The sequence below is a fragment of the Mesobacillus sp. genome (assembly GCF_047739415.1).
GTDB lineage: Bacteria > Bacillota > Bacilli > Bacillales > Cytobacillaceae > Mesobacillus.
This window is the reverse complement of the sequence record NZ_JBIQOE010000158.1, coordinates 1-21,644: the sequence shown is the minus strand read 5'-3', so window position 1 is coordinate 21,644 and position 21,644 is coordinate 1. Positions and strand designations below refer to the sequence as shown.

Sequence of the window (21,644 nt, the reverse complement as noted above, 5' to 3'; positions counted from 1 at the left end):
ACGAACAAAATAGAAAGAGGCAAGGAAAAGAAAATCCAAGCGACAAGCTCCCAAATAAACAACATTAATATAAAAGCGTGAGCGCCTTGGTCAGCCCCGACAAGCGTTGGAGGGCCTGAAAGTGAAGTCGCTCTTTGACTTCATTGGCAGGACCGAAACGTCTCGAGGGGCTAGGCGCTGGAGCTAGACACTAATCTAAGTGGGGAAATTTATACCTTCTTAGCCAGCAAATACAGGAGAACCCATGGGGATATAACGCCCATGGGTTCTTCTTATTATTTATTCATTTTAGCTAGGAAATCTCCAAGAAGATCATCCAAATCCTCTTCCTTCTCTTCGGTTTCCTCTTCAGGTTTGTCAGCTTGCTCAATTGACTCCCAGACAAATGAATCAAGGTCATCATCCATTGAATCGTTTTCAGTCGTTGAAGCAGTCTCTTCAATTGCCGGTGAATCCTCTGCGGCAATCACCGGAGGAAAATCCCTTTCATCTTCCTGAAGGTACAGGGCTTCATCTATTTCTGTTGAACTACTGTTCAATGATGCAAGCAGTGCAGTGGCCCTTATAGGGTCTGTCAGCAGATGATACACGATATTGCCCAGCAAAGCTTCTGAATGCTCATGCTTGATCCAATCCCGTTGCGATTTGCTGAGATTGCGCGGGAGAGGGATAGTAATCGTTTCGCGTTCCCTGGAATATGAATTCCCCACACCCTGCAAGACAAAATCAGCAATCTTGCTCGAGAAATTTCTTCTCTCGGTTTCTTTTAATTTTTGAAGATGTCTCAAGATATGGTCTGGTGTATCAGATGGGATCCGGAACGATAGTGCCTGTCCCCTCTTAATCTCATTTGGGTTGGTTTTTTTCATGGGATCACCTTACTTTAGCTTTTAACAGGCTCAGAAGCGGCTTTGCTGCTCTTCTCTGATTTTTTCACAAAATCCATAATGAGCTTATAGTAAGCATTGGCCATCATCCAGATGCTCTCTTTTTCATCCTCGAAGAATTCGATGTTATAGCCATCAAGATTATTGTTTAATGTTTTAATATATTCTTTTAGAACTGTCGCGCCGCCGCCAACAAAATAGCAAATTTCAGTCTGTGAATTCTTGGCCCAGACATTGCGAAGCAGGCGGTATTGCTTTTTAGCCAGTTCGAGAAGGATGCGGTCAGTGATATCGTGGACGCTTGTCCGGCTTCCCTTAACCATGATGTGGTTGCGATCATTCTTGCGCGTGATGATTTCTACAACATCTGTTCGGCTGTCCAACTCCACGCCATGCTTGCTGCGGATTTCTTCCCTGATTTGTTCCAATGCCTCAGAAACACCAAGGTTGAAGCCCTGTGCCTTATCATCATCGACATTGCGGTTCTTGATGACAGCGATATCTGTGGATAGACCGCCGATATCCTGGATAAGGATCCTTCTATCAATAAGGTCTTTGTTGATGATTTTCAGGCTATTGTCCATTACTAGATTGATATAAGCCGCGAAGCCCTCAGGGTAAACCTTCACTTCATCAAATTTGATATTAACTTTCAGCCCCTGGTATTTAGGAGTAACAAGGAATTCTACCTGGTGTACAGACCCTACCAGCTTAGAACGGTAGCCAGCATCTTTTCCTTCCTTGACTTCACGAAGCGGAAGGCCAGTACCAAGCGTATAATTCGCATCAATGACATTCTTGCTTTTCGGAAAAACCTTTGCATTATCTTCTTTGACTGCATCTAATGCAAGAGTAGCAAACAACATAATCAATGTCTGATCTTCCTCGGACTTGCTGCTTCCAGGATCAAGTTCTGTCGCATTATCGCTTTTCGTCGCCAGATTGCCGACACGATAAATAGCGTTATTATCCTTCAGGGCAGGGGAGTGAACACGAATATGAATCCCATCAAGAGGATCCTTCGTATCAAGCTCCTCAATACCGATTACAGGACGGTCTTCTGTGTCCCTTGCAACGATATTAGGGATGTTCAACTCATTATCAAATTCTCCAAAAATAGCTTTAATAGAATCGTTACCAACATCAACAGCTGCAATTCTAGATTTCGTCATTTCTATCATTCCTTTTCATTAATCTAAGTTTATGTATACTCTCTTACTATTTTAAAGGTAAAGGTAAATAATAGATACTGCAAGAAAATCGAGCAAAAAGAAATATAAATGTAAACATGTAAACAGGCTGTAAACCTCACTTCATTTGTATACATAATTGTACACAATGAATACAAAGTTGTATACATGTTGATTTAACGTGATGTTTACACGTTTGTATACATGTAAACGAAATTGTACACGTAATGTTTACATTTTGTATACACGTTTACATATTTGTATACTTTGGTTTTGATCTCTATTATTTTCAATTAATTCCCAGTTATCCTTCACATATCTCCCCTCCCCTACCCACATTACTAATTAGTTTTTTAAAGCTATTGGCAAAAAGGAGTCCTCGAATTAAAAGAATCCTCCAAATAGTTACGAAGCAAAGATGGATATGCAGGAGTTATTATTATTCAGATGAGGTATTGGTGAATGTTGAAAGGGACAAGGATCAGGAATTGGAGAAGTCGCAATATTAGTAGTTTTTCTATAAAAAGCATGAGGAACTTTGCACGTCAACTTAGGAATACAAGAATCATTTTTTTCGATTGGGTCCGTCTACCAAGAAAACCACCGTTCATGGCACTAAATAAAAATCAACTCCCCCTCCCCTATCTGGTGGTTAGTGTATGATACAGTCGAAATCTAGCGAAAGAGGAAGAAGAGAGCGAAACAAAAGCCAGGCAAAACGCCTGGCCATAATAGTTCTATATTTTCTTTACAAAGTTAAAAAGCCTTGAGACTTTTCATAGATGTCCTTGTATCAGAGTAAATAAAAGTATATGAGCCAAGTAAGAAGAACTTCAAGAACCGTTTTTTTTTAAAACATTACCTGTTGTGAATGGAAGCACGGAAATATTCATTCATAAAAAAACGCCCTGGCAGGACGACCAGTCATCCACCAGGGCTTTTCATTAGTCTTCTACAATATCCTTACGGTTTTTCTTGAACATTTTAGATAGAACTTCATAAACAATCGGTACGATAATCAAGGTTAATAATGTGGAGCTGGTCAAGCCGCCAATTACCGTGATTGCAAGACCTTTGGAGATCAATCCGCCTCCGCCAGATCCAATAGCTAGTGGAATCAAGGCACCGACCGTAGCGATTGCTGTCATAAGGATCGGACGCAAGCGCGTAGCGCCTGCCTCAAGGACCGCTTCACGCATCGTCAGTCCTTCCCGTTCCATGTGAATGATTCGGTCTACAAGCACGATGGCGTTCGTTACGACGATACCAATCAGCATCAACAGACCCATCATGACAGAGACAGAGATGGTTTCACCTGCAATAAGCAGACCAACAAATGAACCAATGACTGCGAATGGAAGCGAGAATAGTATCGCAAATGGTGCAACACCTTCACGGAAGGTAACGACCAGGATGAAGTAGACGATCGCAATCGCAGCAAGCATCGCAGCGCCAAGCTGAGTGAATGTTTCCTTCATATCTGCCTGGACGCCGGCTACTCCGACTTCCACTCCTTTAGGAAGATCTAATCCATTGATTGCTTTTTCAGCTTCAGCAGCTGCCTTTGAAATATCTTTACTGACGACAGTTCCTGATACAGAAGCATAATACTGGCCTTTGCTGCGAGCCAGAGTATTCAGCGTTGTTCCTTCTTCAACCGTTACTAATTCAGACAATGGCAAAGTGGTACCCAGCGCTGTTTGTACTTCAGTGGCAAGAATATCATCGATTGATTCAGGCTGTTCTGCTTGCTCCTGCTGAACAATGACATCAAGTGATTCTCCATCTTTTTCGACGGTCGTCAAGACCTCTTTCGACTTGTTTGGATTGAGCATCATAACGATTTGTCCTGCTGTCAATCCATATTGCAGCAATTCATCCTGTTCAACCTTGAAGGTGTATTCTACATAGGCATCTTCCGCACTGGAGGATACATCCTTCAAGCCATCAACTGCATTCATTTCTTTTTCTACCATCTTGACTGTTTCATTTAACTTGCCTAAATCCTCACTGTACAAGGTATAGCTGATTTCATTCTCAGGCATCGACATTCCGCCGAAGTTCTGGCTCTTCCATTCGCCGCTGTGACCAATGTTAAAGACATATTCCTCAAGTTCATCCCTTACTTCTGAGAAGTTCTCCATTTCTGGGTCAAAGATCAGGTACATTAATGCTCCTCCTGCACCTCCACCCATCAAGGCAGTCATCTGATCGGCTTCATCATTAATTGAAACCTGCACGATATCTATATCATCGCGTTTCAGCATCTCTTCTTCTACTTCAGCGACATTTTCAATTGTATCTTCCTTAAGCTCACCCGCTTTAGGTGTATACGTCAAATACATGACTTTTTCTTCTTCACTGCCCATGAAACTGAAGCCAATAATCGGAGTCAAAGCAAGACTTCCAACAAGCAGTGCAACAGCAATGAGTGAAGTAATGACCTTATGGTTAAGCGACTTATTCAACACACCCTTATACCAATTAGCCAGCTTTCCAACTTCCTTATGGCTGCTTTCAGACTTTTCGCCATATAACTTCTTCCTGAATAAAAAGTGAGATAATGCTGGTACGATCGTAATCGCTACAATCAGTGAAGCACCGAGCGCAAATGTCATCGTCAGGGCAAAAGGAGTGAATAATTCCCCTACCATCCCGCCTACGAAGATCAACGGTGCAAATACAGCAACCGTCACAAGTGTGGACGACAGGATTGGTTTGAACATTTCAATTGTCGCTTCTCGCACAAGTGCCCGGCCTGTCACTCTCTCTTCTTTTAGATGCAGGCGGCGATAAATATTCTCCACGACGACAATTGAGTCATCAATAACCCGGCCAATCGCTACAGTAATCGCGCCAAGTGTCATGATATTGAGCGTAATGTCCATCCAGTTCAATAGCAGCAATGCCATAAAAATCGAAACTGGAATCGAGACAATTGATATAATCGTAGATTTGAAGTCACGCAGGAAAAGCAGGATAACCAGGATCGCGATTAACCCTCCAAATAAAGCTTTTTCAATCATTGTAAAAACTGACTCTTCAATTGGCTCTCCCTGGTCAAGCGATACTTCAATGACCAAGCCATCAATTTTGGATTCTTCTTCTTTCACTAAATCTTTCACTGCATTAACTACGTCAACAGTGTTCGCTTGCTGTTCCTTTACAATCTGCAAGGCAATAGCGTCTTCACCGTTTGTACGGGAAATGGATTGAACTTTACCGACAAGTTCAATCTCGGCAAGTTCGCTAAGTTTTACAAAAGGCGATGGATTGGCTGCTGATGGTGTGACAGGAATCAACATATTTTTCAATTCATCAGTTGTTGTGAACTTGCCATCGACGGCAACGGCCTGCTCTCCTTCTTTGAATTCAAAAAGGCCTAATGAAACGCCCAGATTGCTGGCTTGGATCATTTCTTTTATATTCGTTTCCGTTAAACCAAATTGCGAAAGTTTTGCTTCATCGTACGTTAAATTAACTTCTTCGATATGCTGACCAGTCATTGTGACAGAAGCAACACCATCGATTTTATCGATTTTCGGAAGAATGATTTCTTCAACGGTGGATGTAAGCTCTACAATGTCCTCAGTTGAACTGCTGACACTCAGTGCCGCAACCGGCATCATATTCATGCTGATCGCTGTGATGGTCGGTTCCTGAGCTCCCTCCGGCAACTTAATCGTATCCAATGCCGATTGCAAAGCACGCTTGGCCTCATCCATATCAATGCCATACTCATACTCTACCTGGATACTCGACATATTGGAGTATGAATTCGAATAGACATACTTAACGTCTTCCAGGCCCTCTACCGCTTTTTCAATCGGGATCGACACATCCTCCATTACTTTTTCAGGAGTCGCCCCAGGATATACATCCATAACCATTAGGTATGGGATAGAAATATTCGGTATGGTCTCCATGTTCATCCGTGTGCCGGAATAGATCCCGGATACCGTGATGATAATCGTAAGCAGCCATACGGCCAGTTTATTTCCAAGTACAAAATTGACTAAATTCTTCACTACTGCACCTACCTCAAAATGACTTTATTAACCATAATAATATTACTGACTGACCGGTCATTTGTCAATGAGATTGATGCATATTAAAGTGAGGTAAATAAAGTAGAGGGAGACACCCACAAAGAAGAGCAAAGATTGAATCTTTGCTCCAGAAGATTATTCTCCTATTTTGATTATTTGCAATGCAGGGAATGAATAGCTTAGTCCACGTGGAATATCTGCAATGAGTTTTACAACATCGTTTTCACGTAAGGAAAACAATTGTGTTGACTGTAAATTTGCCGGACTGCTGGCCTCGGTCATGGATGAACCAATTGTAATAGAATCATTGACCATAAGCTGGAATTTTGCCGCAGTCGGCGGTTCCTCATCCATCATTACATCCACTTTATAAGTGATTATGAATATACCGGATGTTAATGCTTTCAACCCGTCGGCGGTCAACTCGAAGTCCTGTAAAGGACCAGCAACCATTAGTTTGACATTCCCGCTCTGAGCACTGTCAGATGGTGAATAGGCGAAGCCGAAACTCGTGCTTAGTGTACCAGCTGGACCAGCCGGGCCCCGCTCACCTGAATCGCCTTTTGGGCCTTGCAGTCCTTGAGGTCCTGGATCTCCTGGATCTCCTTTTGGACCTTGAATCCCTTGAGGTCCTGAATCGCCCTTCAATCCTGCAGGGCCCTGTTCACCAGGATTACCTTTAGGGCCTGGCGGACCTTGCTTGCCCCGATCCCCCTTAGGTCCAGGCGGCCCTTGCTCACAACATGGAACCAGTGGTCCTCTTTTATGATTGCACCGACAGTACCATTTGTTGCATTTTGAACAATACTGCATCTTCTTTTCACCTCTCATATAACCTTTTTATTGTCGGATCGTAACAGGAATATTGACGATCGCTCCACCTGAACTTGATTCCACGGATATGGAACGAGTTCCATCAGGCTGGAAAGCAGAAGGTTCTACCCGATATTCCCATTGTCCAAGAGCGTCTGCTTCTACCTGTCCCAGGACAATGCCATTCAAAGTGTTTCCGATAAAAATCGTGATGGTTACCCCAGGACCCGGTACATTTGTGGTTCCTGAAACTCGCCATTCGGAGTCTCCAATTCTATATTCAGCCCGTGTGATTGTTAAGTTGTCCGGAAGTGTAATAACTTGAGTAGTATCTGTTGAACTTCCTCCAGGACCGCTGACTGTGAGTTCAAATGTAAGTGTGGTCAATTGCTTTGGTGTGATAAATGTAGCGTTTGCTGTATCAGCATTGAGGAGTTGAACAGAAGGACCTGAAGTTTGTTCCCAGTTAAAGCTTGTTACATCTCCAGTTGCGCTTCCGTTCAATGTAATGAGTATGCCTTGCTGGACATTCTGATCCTGGCCGGCATTGGCAACTGGTGCATCAGTTGTCTCGACAACGACAATGTCGACCGTATCTGAGGAAGGTCCTCCCTCTCCTTGGACAGTTAGTTCGAACGTAAGGATACCTGTCGTACCAGGTGCAATAAAGGATGGTGCGACTGTATTTGGATTCTCCAATATAACCGATTCACCGGCAATCTGAAGCCAATTATAAGAAGTGATCGGTCCAGTTGAACCATTTCCATTCAGATTGACCTGAGAACCTATCGTAACGGTCTGGTCCAGGCCGGCGTTAGCAACCACTCCAACAGGCGCATCAGGTGATCCACTAATAATGACCGGGATGCTTGCTTCACCTCCGGCTGATGATTGAATAACAACTTCAGGGGGCAGATTGGTCAAATTCACAATAAGTGGACCATCCGCAGGCACAACCATATCCCCGAGTCCGAAATCATTTACAGTCAAGGCGACGTTTGGATTAACTGAATCACTGGAAACGGCCGCCACTGTCAGAGAATTTGTGTCAGTGTCATAGCTAGCAGTGGCTGTTATAAAATCAACCGGGACTGTTTGTTTTATGCTGGCTGGATCATTGTCGCCAATGTTCGTCACTGTAATCGTTCCAGGAGGAGTACTTCCATTAAAAGCAACACGTCCGAAATAGAGTCCCTTTCCGCCCTGCAAAACAGTAGGGACAATACCTGCTCCGGTCACTTCAATTTGTTGCGGCGTGACATCTGACTTCGCAAAAACATCGATAAAACCGCCTGCAGCATCTGTTTGAGCATATGTTGTTCTCGTCACATCAACGCCAGATATAGTGGATATTTTGCCTAATAATGAAAAATTCCTAGTCTCTATTGTATTGTCTGGGTTTAATCCAGGAGAGGTTGAACGATCAGGGGAACCAATTCCTATTCCCGGACCCTCAATCCTGAAGATATTTTGCGGTTCACCAAATCGATCTGTAAAGGGACTTCCTGTCACTGGATGCAATACATTTGGATCCCCGATATATCCTGCCGGTGGTGCTGGAGGCACACTGGAATCCCATTGTAAAAAAGGGTGTACACGGCTATTAAGCACTTGTTCAAATTCAAGGGGACATACTCCGATATCTTCTGTGAAATTTATTTCTCCGGAAACGTCGCCATCCGGTTCAGCTATAAATGTATCGACACCATACGGGTGAGTAACCGTATACTCTGCCCCAGTCTGTAAGCCTGCCACACGAATCCGAACTCGGCCAAATACAATCTGCTCCCCTTCTGTCGGTACTTCATTTGCAAAAGCTGCCTCAATTGCTAAAACTAATCGTGCCCGCTCACCTGTTCCTGTTTCCATTTCTGCTTCAGCGGCAAAATAAAATGCCTCGCTCGGAAAATTATCAGGAAAGGAAACTGGTTGTCCCGGGTTAGGCAGTTCTGCTGGTGTTAATCCTGAAAAAGGGTCGTTTGGGTCTGTGTTTAATTGCAGCCGAAGTCCGTTCTCATCTTTATACCAAACTGGAAATCCATTCAGCGCATTAATTGGGCCAACTTCCAAGTTAATTACTCCTTTCATAGTAAAGTGGCCTACCGTGGTACTTGACTTAGGACCTGATAAACCTTGAAATATCTTATTCAATAATCAAAAAGCAGGGGCGGCTCATACCTAATAGTCGACTAATATCATAAGAAAGGGCCAACAGCAAAATAGCTGTTGACCCTTTAGTTCTTCTTGCTTATTCATCATCTATTTCGCCATCACCAATTTCATCTTCTTCCTCGACATCTTCCAGCTGTTCCCCTTCCTCAGGCGGTGCGTCATTGCCGCAGCCTGTTACTGAGAACATTGAAATCGCCAATAAAAACATTAAAAAGAATTTCCTCATGTAAATACCTCCTTTAGGAAAAGTTTTTACCTCCTCTTCGGTTTATATGTAGGGTATTGAATTTGTTTTATCATTTGTAATAATTTTCTTTTAAAAACGAACAATAAGACCAAAGGAGTGACTGGTGAAATGAGTGAGACAAGCATAGGGTTAACCTCGACAGAAATATCGAATATTTGGTCCGCCTATTTAAAAAGCAACATGGAGCTCAGGTTTTATCAATACTTTTATAAGACTGCCGAAGTTCAAGAGGTTCAAAACATTGTAAAAAAATTGCTGGATTTTTCACAGAAAAGCATTGATGAGTTAAAGGAGATCTTTCTAAAAGATAACATGACCATCCCTTTAGGTTTTACTGAGAAAGATGTCAGGCTGGATGCTGACAAGGTCTTTTCAGATACGTTCATCTTGTATTTCTGCCACGATTTAACGATGCTATCATTGAGTACATATCCAAGTGCCTTACCTGATTGTACCAGGAAGGATATCAGGGATTATTTCCAGGGGTCAATTGAGTTCACAATCACGATGCAAAACGAGATAACAAATTTAATGCTATCAAAAGGAATATTCTTGAAATCCCCACAGGTTGCCATGGACCATACTATCGATCTGGTTGATAACATGAAATACATCAATGGCTTATTTGGCGGTTCAAGGCCAGTAAATGCAGCGGAAATCGCGAATTTATCCAGAGTCATCCATCGGGCGAGTTTTTCTAAAATGGTTCTTGTCACTTTCAGCAAACTTGCTTCCGATAAGGAAGTGAAACAACACTTCAGCAAAGGTACAGTTGCGTTAGAAAAAGTTTTACATTCACTGCAAGAGGTCTTTGAAAAGGAGAATATCCCTATATCAGCATCTGGGGACTATAATATATTAAATACGAAAGAGTCGCCATTTTCGGATAAGCTGATGCTGTTTTTTGTGAATACCTGCTTAGGGATGTTCTGTTTCATCATGATCAACCAGGCATTGACTTCAAGCCTGAGAACAGATATCGTAACCAAATTCACGATGATTTCAAATCAAATGAAGAAGTTTTACGGAAAAGGATTGCTTTTGACGATAACAGAAAAATGGCTTGAGCAGCCTCCTCAAGTGTTGGATCGAAAACTATAGAAGAAATAAGCAGGTCAATCGAACCTGCTTATTTCTTTTTATTTTTGCATAACCCATAGAACTTCTTTCCCCTTAAAAGTTTCCCGAGAAATAAAATTCCGCGGTATTCCCTTAATTCTTTTCCTATATGTCCAAGTCCTTTTTCCCTTCCTTCATAAACTATGTAAGAACAGCTAGGTTTATCGAAAGGAGAAGGTATAATTGCAAACTGTTATACACTTAAACTTGAGGGTTGATCCCACCCAGTATATCCCTCAAATACGAGAAGTCCCTGGTTACGATTATATTCATATGGTGCGTCAGCCAAAGTACATGACTGACCTGTCTCTATTAAACGAAAAGGTTCACTATCTCAGTGAAATCTATTCCCCTCAGAAATTCATTAAGAAAAACAATGTTTCTCTTTTACATGCCCACCATGGCCAGTTGGGCATATTGCTGCTCCCTTTCAAGGAAAAGACAAAACTTCCGCTGGTAACGAGTATTAGAGGCCGTGATGCAACCCTTGCCGATCAGCCCGTTGCCTATTTGGAACATATGAAAATGCTCTTTGAAAAAGGAGACCAATTCTACCCCGTTTGTCATTATTTAGCTGAGAGGCTCATAGCCTGGGGCTGTCCTCCAGAAAAAATCAAGGTGCTTTACGGAGGAGTTGATTTAAAAAAATACCATTACAGAGCTCCGAATGTTCATGGATCAGGACAGAATATTCTTTCCGTAGGCAGATTGGTAGAAAAAAAGGGCCATCATGTCTTGATGCAAGCCTACAAAAAAATTAAAGATCGATTCCCTAATTCCACATTAACCATCATCGGTAGAGGAGAATTCCAGGAGGAACTTCTTTCTTTAGCCCATCAACTAAATTTAAGTGATTCTTTCAGGTTATTAAATCATCTCCCAAAAGAGCAAGTACAACAGCATATGATGAATGCCGATTTGTTCTGTGCTGCAAGCCTCGAGGCCTCCAATGGAGACGTCGAAGGAATACCAAACACCTTGAAAGAGGCCATGGCGTTAGGGGTCCCGGTAGTCTCTACTTATCATGCAGGCATCCCTGAATTGATTACCCATAATAAAGAAGGGGTTCTCGTACAGGAAAACAATGTTGATGAACTGGCAGCTGCACTTGAATATATGCTGGACAACAGGAGGCATTGGACATCTTATACTAGCGCCGCACGGCAAAAAGTTGAACAATACTTTGATGCTGAGAAACAGCTTCTTTTACAGGCAAAATATTACGATGATTTGTTGGGAGGGAAAAGAAAATGAAGGAATTTAAATCAATTAAAGTTACGAAAGGCATAAAAACCTTAATAATTGATAACCCAACTAACTATCCACTTATTGGAATGGGCTCTCAAGGGGCTGTATTTAAGTTATCTGAAGAAAAATGCGTGAAAATCTATACAGACCAGCTGCAGGCGAAGATGGAGGCAGAAGCACTGAAGGCTGGCCAGCATTTATCCTTTTTCCCTAGACTATATGAAACAGGGTCTAATTTTGTGGTGATGGAATACTTTAACGCTCCTACATTGAAGGAATATCTGCGAAACTGTACCTATATCCCGGAATCGATTACAAATAAACTTCTTTCTATGCTTAATGCTATGAAGGAAGCAAATTTTACGATGGTCGATTCACCATTACGGCATATTTTTGTCCTGGAAAATGAAGAATTAAAAGTAGTTGATCACGTCAATGCCTTTAAACGGCAACATCCCGTTCCACTTAAACTATTAAGAGATTTAAATATTATTTTATTAAAAGATTCTTTTCTATCCCGAGTCAAAAAAATGGAGCCCGATACCTTCAAAACATGGGAAGAGTATTTCGCTAAAAATAGTTTTGATTACAGAAATATTCCTGTCGCATCAGGCGGTTCTGGAAATGGAGTCAAGGTAGACAGTGCTGTATCTCATCCACTTATTGGCAAAGGCCATCAAGGCGCGGTTTATCGTATAAGTGAAGATAAGTGCGTAAAGATTTATGGCAAACCAGATCATTGTAAACAAGAAAAAGAGGTTTTATTATCCAGCCAGGATTTACCCTTTATTCCAAAGGTCTATGAAACAGGTCCGAATTATATCGTCATGGAATATTTGAGAGGCGCTAATCTAAACCAGTACCTAAAGAAACAATATAGCCTTTCAGAGGAAATAACTAAGCGCCTTTTAGACATTTTAACTACGATGAAAAATTCCGGGTTCAAACAAATTGATGCCCCTCTAAGGCACATTTTCCTGACCAATCAAGGATTCAAATCTGTCGATCATGTTTATTCTTATACGCGGATACAGGACCGTCCTCTGGAATTGTTCCAAGATCTTCTTGAAAGAGGTTTCCTGGAGTCATTCCTTGAACAGGTAAGAACATTGGACCCTAAAACTCATACTAAATGGACGAAAGAGCCAATCCCGATTTCAGAAGAAGATCAAGCAATTGAGAAATCTACAATGAACAAGAACCAACAGAGGAAAAAAGAGAAGCTTCCTGAAGAAAAGAAAAGCTGGTTTAGAAAAAAATACAGAAACCATGTAAAGGATCTAAGAAAATGGGTATTATCGTAACAGGTGCAGCTGGATTTATAGGGTTTCATCTGTCAAAACGATTATTATCACTGGGTTATCACGTGATCGGTATTGATAACCTAAATGAATATTATGATGTCGCTCTAAAAAAGGAAAGGTTGAGTCTGCTAGATACCGAAAATTTCACCTTTTACAAAATGGATTTGGCAAATCAAGAAGAAGTACATTCCGTCTTCAAAAACCATTCAATCGATATCGTCATCCACTTAGCTGCTCAAGCAGGAGTTCGATACAGCCTAACCCATCCACACTCTTATATACATTCAAACCTGCAGGGATTTCTGAATATTTTAGAGGCATGCAGGCAATTTCCGGTAGAACACCTGATTTACGCCTCTTCCAGCTCCGTATATGGGGCAAATACAAAAATCCCCTTCTCTGAAAAAGATCCAGTCGACCACCCTGTAAGCTTGTATGCTGCCTCCAAGAAGGCTAATGAATTAATGGCACATACGTATAGTCATTTATACGCTATTCCAACAACAGGGCTAAGATTCTTTACAGTATATGGCCCATGGGGAAGACCTGATATGGCCTATTATTCATTTACAAGGGATATTATTGAAGGCAATCCAATAAAAGTATTCAATCATGGAGATATGAGCAGAGACTTTACCTACATTGACGATATCGTCGAAGGCATCGTAAAGCTCCTCCATCAACCTCCTAAACAACAGGATGGATGGAATCGGGAAAAACCAGACCCCAGCTCCAGCTATGCTCCTTTTAAACTCTATAATATCGGCAACAATAACCCAGTGAAACTCCTCGATTTCATTCAAATACTGGAAGAAAAAATCGACAAAAAATCGAAGATGGTATTTTTACCAATGCAGCCAGGTGATGTGAAAATAACTTATGCTGATATAACCGATCTTCAGAAAGATGTAGGCTTCTCTCCTTCTACCGCATTAGAAAAAGGGCTAGAATCTTTTGTTAATTGGTATAAAGAATATCATCAGAAAAAATGACTGCGATTGTTATAAACAGCAACGTGGTTGGTCAATGACAAAACTAAAAAAGGATTCCATTGGTTTAAGAACCAGCTGGAATCCTTTTAATCATTTATTCCTTTGTTACTAAATAAGCTTTGTATTCTGTAACGCCTGCTTTTTCTACGCCATTACATAGTCTCCGTTAGGGAGTTCAATTCTCTAGTAAAACTTATCCTTTAACAAACCTTGATAATAACCACAAATTTTCGTCAGGTTTTGATCTTACCTCTTTTACAAATTTCAATTCCACATTAGAACTTTCATCATCTCATTTGGCACCTTTACCAATTTCACTATTGTCTGATTCAATTAACAAGTGTAGTTTATTATTAAGTGTAGTTTTTTGTACATAATCACTGGTTTTAAGTAAAAAACAATTTTATAAAAAAGAGGCGATTCTAGAAAGTGAACATTTGGCAATCATACAAAAACTCATCTTTTATTTTAAAAATGACAGCCGGCTTCGTACTAGGTATTTTAGCTGGTGTTCTATTTGGGGCGGAAGCCGAGATTTTCAAACCCTTTGGAACACTGTTAATAAAGTTGCTTAATCTAATCGCTACTCCTGTTGTATTCCTGACGGTTGTGCTCGCAGTGAATCAAATGAATCCTGCGCAATTAGGCCGGACAGGCGGAAAACTGGTGCTTTATTATGGAGCGACAACGGCAGCTGCTGTCTTGATTGGCCTCGGCCTTGCTTTGTGGATCAACCCAGGAAGTTCTCTTTCACTACCTAATGCCGAGGTTGAGAAGCCTGCAACACCTTCCATTTCAGACGTGATCTTCAATATTGTCCCGGATAATTTCTTCTCAGCATTTACATCAGGAAACCTCATGGCCATCCTGTTCCTGGCAATCATTATTGGCTTTACGATTTCAGGGATGAGACTTGCGACAGATGAGAAAATCCAAAATTACGGAGCCCAGCTGCAAACATTTTTTGAAGCAGCGAATGAGTTGTTCTTCAGGATTTTGAAGGGCACCCTCCTTTACGCACCAGTTGGGATTTTTGCGATAAGTGCTTCCACATTTGGGACACAGGGTTGGGATACATTAACCTCGTTATTGGAGTTTACAGCAGTATTTTATTTTGGGGTCATCATTCTATGGATCTTTGTTTATAGCGGAACATTGAAACTATTCAAAATCCCGGTTAAAAGCTTTTTTGTTAACACAAAGGATGCCTACACGACGGCTTTCTTCACTTCCAGCAGCATTGCCTCATTGCCAGTGGCCATTGAAAGTGCAAAAAAGGCAGGCATCAGCGAGAGAATGGTGAATTTCAGTTTACCTCTGGGAGCTGTGTTCAATTCTGATGGCGGAGCACTTCGGATGGGAGCCTCGATTGTCTTTGCTGCCAATGTAACAGGCGTCAGCTTCTCGCTGACTGATTTCATTACCATCGTCCTGATTGGGACTCTCCTTTCGATTGGCACAGCAGGCATCCCTGCGGCAGGGCTGGTGACCCTGTCAGTCGTGCTGACGATGTTTGATCTGCCGCTAGAAGTCGTTGCGCTGATTGCCGGCGTCGATGCCATCATCGGGATGGCCGGAACGGCATCTAACGTAGTCGGAGACGTGGTTGGTGCGGCAGTTGTCGATCAATCTGAAAAGAAAGCCGAAATGGCTGGTTAATAAAGACAAATAGACCGCATCTGCTCTTAGATGCGGTCTATTATTTACAATTATAGATCAAGCACCACATTCCCCTTCCCCCGTGAAACACAGCTTAGCATCGTTCGATTGGAGCGCCGCTGTTCATCTGTCAGGAACGAGTCGTAATGGTCAATCTCCCCCTCGGCTACCTTCACCTCACATGTACCACAACCGCCGACTCTGCATGAATACGGGACATCAATGCCATTATGGCGAAGAACATCCAGCAGTGAGCTTTCTGCAGGCACTTCGAGTTGGTTCCCACTCTGTTTCAGTGTAATCTCAAACGGGACTGCATCCTTTTTTGCAGGTGGAGCGAACCGTTCAAAATGGACATTGAACTCCGGATAGCCATAGGTTTGGGCTGCATTCGTAAATTCCTGAATCATTTTCTCAGGCCCGCAAAAATAAACATGTGTGCCGATTCGATGATCCATAAGCAGCTTTGGTGACAAACGTTGCCGATTTTCCCCTTCAGAAAAATAAAAATGGCACTGTCCTGGGTATGTATTGTTAAGGTAATCAAAAAATGCGCATTGCTCTTTTGATTTTGCTGCATAATGAAGCTCAAAGGATTGATGTTTCTCGCTAAGTTCAAACATCATCGATAAAAATGGTGTAATCCCGATACCAGCTGCATAAAAGGCATGATGCTTAGCCTGAAAACTCAATGGAAAATGGTTTTTCGGATAGCTGACTTTTAAAACATCCCCTTCAGAGACATGATGATGCCAGTATTCAGACCCGCCAGTTGAAGGCTTCGCCAGTCGGACAGCTATTTCGGTGGAACCAGGTTCTGATAGATTAAAGACTGAATAGGACCTTTCCAATGTCCCCGAAGACTTCGGCAAATAAGTGGTGATATGTGATCCCCCGCTGAATGGCGGCAGCTTCGATCCATTCAGCGCCTGAAGGGTAAATCTTTTAATTGTCGCAGTTTCTTTTTTAACTGATTTTACACGTACTTCAAGAGTAGAATTCTGATGCAATCAAAAGCTCCTCCTGTTCTATTTGATCGTTACATAACCCAAAAAGGCATCCAAACGCCGCGAATAGTGGTCCGACACTTCCAGCTTTTGTCCACAGTGTAAGCAAGCGACCTGAGACTGATCCAGCACTTCATTTTCGCCGTGGCAAGTGCAGCAAACCAGTTTCTTCATGGCAGGTCCGATAATAAGTGATTGCATGTCATGTTCGGAAAAGCCAGCCTTCATTGCTACTCCCTGTATCCTTTTTACAAAATCAGCTGTTCCCGAAATGTATAAATACGCACCCATTTTCTGCTTGCTAAACCATTCGTTTACAAATCTTTCTTCACTTTCTTCTTGTAAAATATGAAACTCAAATGGCACATTCTCATTCAATGCCTGTCGAACGAGAATATTTAGATTTTGATCTCCTTCTGAATCCGTACAAAATAAAAACTTCCTTTTACTTTCCGCATATGAAAACATATCTTGAATCACCCTTTTTCCAATTCCTCTTCTAAATATTCCAGGACGACTTCGCGGTAGAGAGAGATTCCTTTGTAGTCAGCAATGAATTCCGGAAGTTCATGGAGGATCGCCGAAAATTGCTCCAGCCACGGTGTATGTTGAATGAATATCTCAAGCGGAAGCATATGGGTGTGGATCGTAAATAAAATCCCATTGCTTTTTGGCAGACGGAATAATTTTTGGACCTCCACCCGCAGGTGCACAAGCTCGCCAACATTTTCTTTCGTCACTTTTTTACGAGCCTGGCCCCATTCAGAAAAGGTTTCAAGCGATGTATCCAGCCGATTTCCTGCCATCAGGGACCAGTTTTTCCTCCACCATGGACTTCCAGCCTCGATTCTCATCAAGAATTGAAGGATGCGTTCATCAAGAGAGACGGAATGGAATCCAGGAATCGGCTTATGTATTTCCTTAAAAGTCATTCCTGCATCAAAAAATAATGACCAATTGGCAGGAAAACAGAGCTGCCCTGCATCCAGGAACAAATCACCATCCCTCTGCATCATTAATATCAGATCCTCCTGAACATGGCGGCCGACAAAATCCAGAGGTTCAAATTGCATAGTAGTATGATCGCCAAATGCAAACGTATTTTTCTCGCCTGTTTGAAGGTTTGTAAATACCCATTGATCATCATTTTCCACCAGGTTGAATTTTTCAGGATAGCAACTGGCAAGTTGATGAAGGATTAAATCCAGCACTTCCCACTGGGCCTCCAGTGTAAAAGGAGCAGCATGATAACAGCGCTCCGGATGGTTTGATAACAGTTTTCTTTTTAAATTGATTTCACATAAATAATCTTCCGTCAATTCAATGGCAATTGGTGGATTTAATGGAATTGCATTGTTAGAATATCTATAGACACTATGTTCACCAAATGGATAAGGAAATGAGCGGATTTTCTCAATGGAGACCATTCAATCCCTCCTTTTCAGAATTTTTCATCTACTTAATACTATACAGAAGTTTGCTAATGAATTCATTACAAGCGGGAAAGTTGGACAAGCTTATATAGGCAAGATATAAACTGCGGTATAAATGTGTCTTTTTTCTGAAATAATGTAGAAGTATTAAAAACCGGTGTTTATCACTTGACACTTAATTAGTTTTATATAATAATCGTTACTGTATTAGAATTATTCTAGTTTATTGAATAGTTAACTGAATCTTTCAGTGAAACTATCTCACAAATAATTCAACATATCTAAGGAGGAAATTAATCATGGCTTTAATCGGCACTCAAGTTTTACCATTCACAGCAAACGCATTCCACAACGGAGAATTCATCACTGTTTCTGAAGAAAACCTTAAAGGAAAGTGGAGCGTAGTTGTATTCTATCCAGCAGACTTCACATTCGTTTGCCCTACAGAGCTTGAAGACATGCAAAACGAGTACGCTACATTAAAAGAAATGGGAGCAGAAGTATACTCTGTATCAACTGATACACACTTCACTCACAAAGCATGGCATGACCACTCTGAAGCAATCGGCAAAATCGAGTACATCATGATTGGAGACCCTTCACAGAAGATCTCTCGCAACTTCGATGTATTGAACGAAGAAGATGGTCTTGCAGAGCGCGGAACTTTCATCATCGATCCAGATGGCGTAATCCAGACTGTTGAAATCAATGCAGGCGGAATCGGCCGTGACGCTAGCCAGGTAGTTAGCAAGCTAAAAGCAGCACAATATGTACGCAACAACCCAGGCGAAGTTTGCCCTGCTAAATGGAAAGAAGGCGGCGAAACTCTTAAGCCAAGCCTTGATCTTGTAGGAAAGATTTAAGGGGTATACTCCCATGTTATTAGATGCAGATATAAAAGCACAATTAGCCCAATATCTTCAAATGATGGAGGGCGATGTGCTGCTTAAAGTTAGCACGGGATCGGATGATGTATCACGAGACATGCTGGCTTTAGTAGATGAATTGGCAACAATGTCATCCCATATTAAAGTGGAGCATGCCGAATTAGAAAGAACACCTAGCTTCAGTGTGAACCGTATTGGTGAAGACACTGGAGTGACTTTCGCCGGTATCCCTTTAGGACATGAATTCACTTCATTAATTCTTGCTTTGCTGCAGGTTAGCGGAAGAGCTCCTAAGGTAGACCAGAAAGTCATTGATCAGGTTAAGGCAATCAAAGAAGAATATCGTTTTGAAACCTATGTCTCTTTGAGCTGCCATAACTGTCCTGATGTTGTACAAGCACTGAACTTGATGAGCATTCAAAATCCTGGCATTTCCCATACCATGATTGACGGTGCAGCTTTTAAGGATGAAGTGGAAAGCAAAGAAATCATGGCGGTGCCAACGGTACTCTTGAATGGTGAACCATTCGGAAGCGGCCGTATGTCTTTGGAAGAAATCCTTGCTAAGCTGGGTTCTGGTCCTGATGCATCCGAGCTGAGTGACAAAGAACCATACGATGTTCTAGTTGTCGGCGGTGGTCCTGCAGGATCAAGTGCTGCCATCTATGCAGCACGTAAAGGAATCCGCACAGGGATCGTTGCTGAACGCTTTGGCGGACAAGTAATGGATACGTTGGGCATTGAAAACTTCATCAGCGTGAAGCACACAGAAGGTCCAAAGCTTGTTGCCAGCCTTGAAGAGCATGTTAAAGAGTATGGCGTTGATATCATGAACCTTCAGCGTGCTACTCGTCTTCAAAAAAAGGACCTTATCGAACTAGAGCTCGAAAATGGTGCTGTTCTTAAGAGCAAGACAGTCATCCTTTCTACTGGTGCACGCTGGCGTAATGTCAACGTACCAGGAGAAGCAGAGTTCAAAAACAAAGGTGTTGCCTACTGTCCTCACTGTGACGGACCATTGTTCGAAGGAAAAGACGTTGCTGTTATCGGCGGAGGAAACTCCGGTGTTGAAGCAGCAATTGACCTTGCAGGTATCGTAAAGCATGTAACAGTGATAGAGTTCAACCCAGAGCTTAAAGCTGACCAAGTTTTACAAGACCGTCTGCACAGCCTTCCGAACGTCACAGTCGTGACTAACGCACAAACAAGTGAAATTACCGGAACTGACAAAGTGAATGGTATCACCTACATTGACCGTGCATCAGGAGAAGAACACCATGTTGAACTGCAAGGTGTATTCGTCCAGATCGGCCTTGTACCGAACACAGAATGGCTTGGCGACACGCTTGAACGCACTCGCTTCGGTGAGATCGTCGTAGACAAGCATGGCGCTACAGACCTACCTGGTGTCTTCGCGGCAGGTGACTGCACGGACAGTGCTTACAAACAAATCATTATTTCAATGGGATCAGGTGCAACCGCAGCATTGGGTGCGTTTGATTATCTAATCAGAAATTAATATGTAAAAAAGAAGCTGACTCAAAAGGTCGTTGAATGACGACTTCTGAGTCAGCTTTTTGTTTTCAATAGAATGATATTGGTTATTAGTTGTATGGAATGAAAAAATTCTTCGTTTTTTCCTCCCATGACATTGCCATTCGTTTACACCATACCGTAAAAAAACTCATGATATTTCCTCCATTGGAGTACGTTCTTTAGAGGGTGTTTCATTGATTTTATTCCTATATCTCACTCAATAAATTTTGATTATTACAAGACCGTGAGAGATAAACTAAGTGATAGCTTCTCGGATAAAGGACGTGTCTTGAATGGATTTTTTCCAAAGCCAGGATTCGCTTACTGTTATTCAGTGGGTGCTGCGGGCTATTATTGGTTTTTTCTTTTTATTAATTGTAACCAGAGCTTTAGGTCAACGTGCCATCTCCCAATTAAGACCTCTGGATTTTGCCATTGCTTTAGTAATTGGGAACATTATTGCCCATCCCCTGTCAGACGAAAATCTAGGGTTAAAAGGCTCGATCATCACCACTACTGTATTATTGGCTTTATATCTTGCCGGAATCTTTATGATACTGAAATTCCCCTGGTTTAGAAGGCTGCTCAACCATGCACCAATTACCATTGTTGAAAATGGAGAAATACTTAATAAAGGATTAAAAAAAGCGAGGATTTCCATTGATGTATTATTGGAAGAGCTGCGAGAAAGAAAAATAGAAGATGTAAAAAAAGTTGCCATAGCAATTTGGGAGGCTGACGGAAAATTATCCGTTTTTTTAGATCCAAAATATGAACCACTGACCCCCTCCTCTATGCAAATGGCTGCAGAGCCATTTAATTTTCCAAGGACGATCATTAAAGAAGGGAAAATAAATTACGAAGTATTAAATCAAGTTCACAAGGACGAAGCCTGGGTTGTTTCAAATTTAGAAAATGTATATCAGACAGAGATTCAAGATGTCCTGCTTGCCACGCTTGATTGTTTTTGACATCATTAAATTTCCGAAAGTTGACGGTATTGCCTGTCCAGAATTAGTCGATTATAATGTCCGTATATAATTCGAAACATTTCGACATTTATTCTGGAGAAAGGAAAAGACGTCCCCCATAATGTATAAC

19 protein-coding genes are annotated in these 21,644 nt (G+C 41.8%); 9 read left to right on the top strand and 10 right to left on the bottom strand.

The annotated features are described in order from the left end of the window. On the top strand, positions 1-68 hold a 68-nt coding region (locus ACH0QE_RS12420; RefSeq protein WP_415800961.1), incomplete at its 5' end, for a DUF4023 family protein. A gap of 207 nt (positions 69-275) precedes the next feature. Here ACH0QE_RS12420 and ACH0QE_RS12415 read toward each other — a convergent pair. From ACH0QE_RS12415 to ACH0QE_RS12385, 7 genes are all read right to left on the bottom strand, one after another. Next, positions 276-869 (bottom strand): hypothetical protein, encoded by a 594-nt coding sequence (locus ACH0QE_RS12415; protein WP_415800960.1) that lies wholly within the window; start codon positions 867-869, stop codon positions 276-278. A 14-nt stretch (positions 870-883) separates the two neighbouring features. After that, the gene (locus ACH0QE_RS12410; protein ID WP_415800959.1) at positions 884-2,059 is read right to left on the bottom strand and encodes a hypothetical protein; all 1,176 of its coding nucleotides are present in this window, start codon (positions 2,057-2,059) and stop codon (positions 884-886) included. Between the two features lie 962 nt (positions 2,060-3,021). Further along, on the bottom strand, positions 3,022-6,105 hold the full coding sequence (locus ACH0QE_RS12405; protein ID WP_415800958.1) for an efflux RND transporter permease subunit: 3,084 nt from the start codon (positions 6,103-6,105) through the stop codon (positions 3,022-3,024). Between the two features lie 156 nt (positions 6,106-6,261). Next, positions 6,262-6,774 (bottom strand): collagen-like protein, encoded by a 513-nt coding sequence (locus tag ACH0QE_RS12400; protein ID WP_415800957.1) that lies wholly within the window; start codon positions 6,772-6,774, stop codon positions 6,262-6,264. Further along, positions 6,771-6,950 (bottom strand): hypothetical protein, encoded by a 180-nt coding sequence (locus tag ACH0QE_RS12395; RefSeq protein WP_415800956.1) that lies wholly within the window; start codon positions 6,948-6,950, stop codon positions 6,771-6,773. The genes ACH0QE_RS12400 and ACH0QE_RS12395 overlap by 4 nt, the downstream gene beginning before the upstream one ends. A 16-nt stretch (positions 6,951-6,966) precedes the next feature. Further along, positions 6,967-9,009 carry a PKD domain-containing protein gene (locus ACH0QE_RS12390; protein WP_415800955.1) on the bottom strand — a complete coding sequence of 681 codons (2,043 nt, stop codon included), beginning with the start codon at positions 9,007-9,009 and terminating at the stop codon, positions 6,967-6,969. A 178-nt stretch (positions 9,010-9,187) separates the two neighbouring features. Further along, the gene (locus tag ACH0QE_RS12385) at positions 9,188-9,337 is read right to left on the bottom strand and encodes a hypothetical protein (protein WP_415800954.1); all 150 of its coding nucleotides are present in this window, start codon (positions 9,335-9,337) and stop codon (positions 9,188-9,190) included. A gap of 129 nt (positions 9,338-9,466) precedes the next feature. Here ACH0QE_RS12385 and ACH0QE_RS12380 point away from each other — a divergent pair, with 129 nt between their 5' ends. The 5 genes from ACH0QE_RS12380 to ACH0QE_RS12360 all read left to right on the top strand — a co-directional run bounded on the left by ACH0QE_RS12380 (position 9,467) and on the right by ACH0QE_RS12360 (position 15,680). Then, positions 9,467-10,459, top strand: a complete 993-nt coding sequence (locus ACH0QE_RS12380) for a DUF3231 family protein (protein WP_415800953.1) — start codon at positions 9,467-9,469, stop codon at positions 10,457-10,459. A gap of 201 nt (positions 10,460-10,660) precedes the next feature. Next, positions 10,661-11,731, top strand: a complete 1,071-nt coding sequence (locus tag ACH0QE_RS12375; protein WP_415800952.1) for a glycosyltransferase — start codon at positions 10,661-10,663, stop codon at positions 11,729-11,731. Continuing rightward, positions 11,728-13,029 (top strand): hypothetical protein, encoded by a 1,302-nt coding sequence (locus ACH0QE_RS12370; RefSeq protein WP_415800951.1) that lies wholly within the window; start codon positions 11,728-11,730, stop codon positions 13,027-13,029. The genes ACH0QE_RS12375 and ACH0QE_RS12370 overlap by 4 nt, the downstream gene beginning before the upstream one ends. Beyond that, entirely contained in the window at positions 13,014-14,021 is a 1,008-nt protein-coding gene (locus ACH0QE_RS12365; RefSeq protein WP_415800950.1) for an NAD-dependent epimerase, read from the top strand. Before ACH0QE_RS12370 ends, ACH0QE_RS12365 begins: the two co-directional genes overlap by 16 nt. Before the next feature lie 429 nt (positions 14,022-14,450). Further along, positions 14,451-15,680 (top strand): dicarboxylate/amino acid:cation symporter, encoded by a 1,230-nt coding sequence (locus ACH0QE_RS12360; protein WP_415800949.1) that lies wholly within the window; start codon positions 14,451-14,453, stop codon positions 15,678-15,680. A 50-nt stretch (positions 15,681-15,730) separates the two neighbouring features. Here the strand turns inward: ACH0QE_RS12360 and ACH0QE_RS12355 are convergent, their stop codons facing one another. The 3 genes from ACH0QE_RS12355 to ACH0QE_RS12345 are packed head-to-tail and all read right to left on the bottom strand — an operon-like array spanning position 15,731 to position 18,114. Beyond that, positions 15,731-16,690 (bottom strand): PDR/VanB family oxidoreductase, encoded by a 960-nt coding sequence (locus ACH0QE_RS12355; protein WP_415800948.1) that lies wholly within the window; start codon positions 16,688-16,690, stop codon positions 15,731-15,733. A gap of 18 nt (positions 16,691-16,708) precedes the next feature. Further along, the gene (locus ACH0QE_RS12350; protein WP_415800947.1) at positions 16,709-17,155 is read right to left on the bottom strand and encodes a dimethylamine monooxygenase subunit DmmA family protein; all 447 of its coding nucleotides are present in this window, start codon (positions 17,153-17,155) and stop codon (positions 16,709-16,711) included. Between the two features lie 8 nt (positions 17,156-17,163). Next, entirely contained in the window at positions 17,164-18,114 is a 951-nt protein-coding gene (locus ACH0QE_RS12345; protein ID WP_415800946.1) for a heme-dependent oxidative N-demethylase family protein, read from the bottom strand. A 305-nt stretch (positions 18,115-18,419) separates the two neighbouring features. Between ACH0QE_RS12345 and ahpC the strand changes: the two genes are divergently transcribed. The 3 genes from ahpC to ACH0QE_RS12330 all read left to right on the top strand — a co-directional run bounded on the left by ahpC (position 18,420) and on the right by ACH0QE_RS12330 (position 21,514). Continuing rightward, complete coding sequence (gene ahpC / locus ACH0QE_RS12340) at positions 18,420-18,983, top strand: alkyl hydroperoxide reductase subunit C (RefSeq protein ID WP_167830988.1); 564 nt, start codon at positions 18,420-18,422, stop codon at positions 18,981-18,983. 13 nt (positions 18,984-18,996) lie between these two features. Beyond that, positions 18,997-20,526, top strand: coding sequence for an alkyl hydroperoxide reductase subunit F (gene ahpF / locus ACH0QE_RS12335; RefSeq protein ID WP_415800945.1), 1,530 nt, complete (start codon positions 18,997-18,999; stop codon positions 20,524-20,526). A 310-nt stretch (positions 20,527-20,836) separates the two neighbouring features. After that, on the top strand, positions 20,837-21,514 hold the full coding sequence (locus ACH0QE_RS12330) for a DUF421 domain-containing protein (RefSeq protein WP_415800944.1): 678 nt from the start codon (positions 20,837-20,839) through the stop codon (positions 21,512-21,514). The last annotated feature ends 130 nt before the right edge of the window (positions 21,515-21,644 follow it).

What these genes read in the sequence shown, in the direction of transcription:
- ACH0QE_RS12415 (WP_415800960.1), bottom strand. Translation starts at nt 869, where the DNA reads ATGAAAAAAACCAACCCAAATGAGATTAAGAGGGGACAGGCACTATCG.
- ACH0QE_RS12410 (WP_415800959.1), bottom strand. Translation starts at nt 2,059, where the DNA reads ATGACGAAATCTAGAATTGCAGCTGTTGATGTTGGTAACGATTCTATT.
- ACH0QE_RS12385 (WP_415800954.1), bottom strand. Translation starts at nt 9,337, where the DNA reads ATGAGGAAATTCTTTTTAATGTTTTTATTGGCGATTTCAATGTTCTCA.
- ACH0QE_RS12380 (WP_415800953.1), top strand. Translation starts at nt 9,467, where the DNA reads ATGAGTGAGACAAGCATAGGGTTAACCTCGACAGAAATATCGAATATT.
- ACH0QE_RS12370 (WP_415800951.1), top strand. Translation starts at nt 11,728, where the DNA reads ATGAAGGAATTTAAATCAATTAAAGTTACGAAAGGCATAAAAACCTTA.
- ACH0QE_RS12365 (WP_415800950.1), top strand. Translation starts at nt 13,014, where the DNA reads ATGGGTATTATCGTAACAGGTGCAGCTGGATTTATAGGGTTTCATCTG.
- ACH0QE_RS12350 (WP_415800947.1), bottom strand. Translation starts at nt 17,155, where the DNA reads ATGTTTTCATATGCGGAAAGTAAAAGGAAGTTTTTATTTTGTACGGAT.
- ACH0QE_RS12345 (WP_415800946.1), bottom strand. Translation starts at nt 18,114, where the DNA reads ATGGTCTCCATTGAGAAAATCCGCTCATTTCCTTATCCATTTGGTGAA.
- ahpC (WP_167830988.1), top strand. Translation starts at nt 18,420, where the DNA reads ATGGCTTTAATCGGCACTCAAGTTTTACCATTCACAGCAAACGCATTC.
- ahpF (WP_415800945.1), top strand. Translation starts at nt 18,997, where the DNA reads ATGTTATTAGATGCAGATATAAAAGCACAATTAGCCCAATATCTTCAA.
- ACH0QE_RS12330 (WP_415800944.1), top strand. Translation starts at nt 20,837, where the DNA reads ATGGATTTTTTCCAAAGCCAGGATTCGCTTACTGTTATTCAGTGGGTG.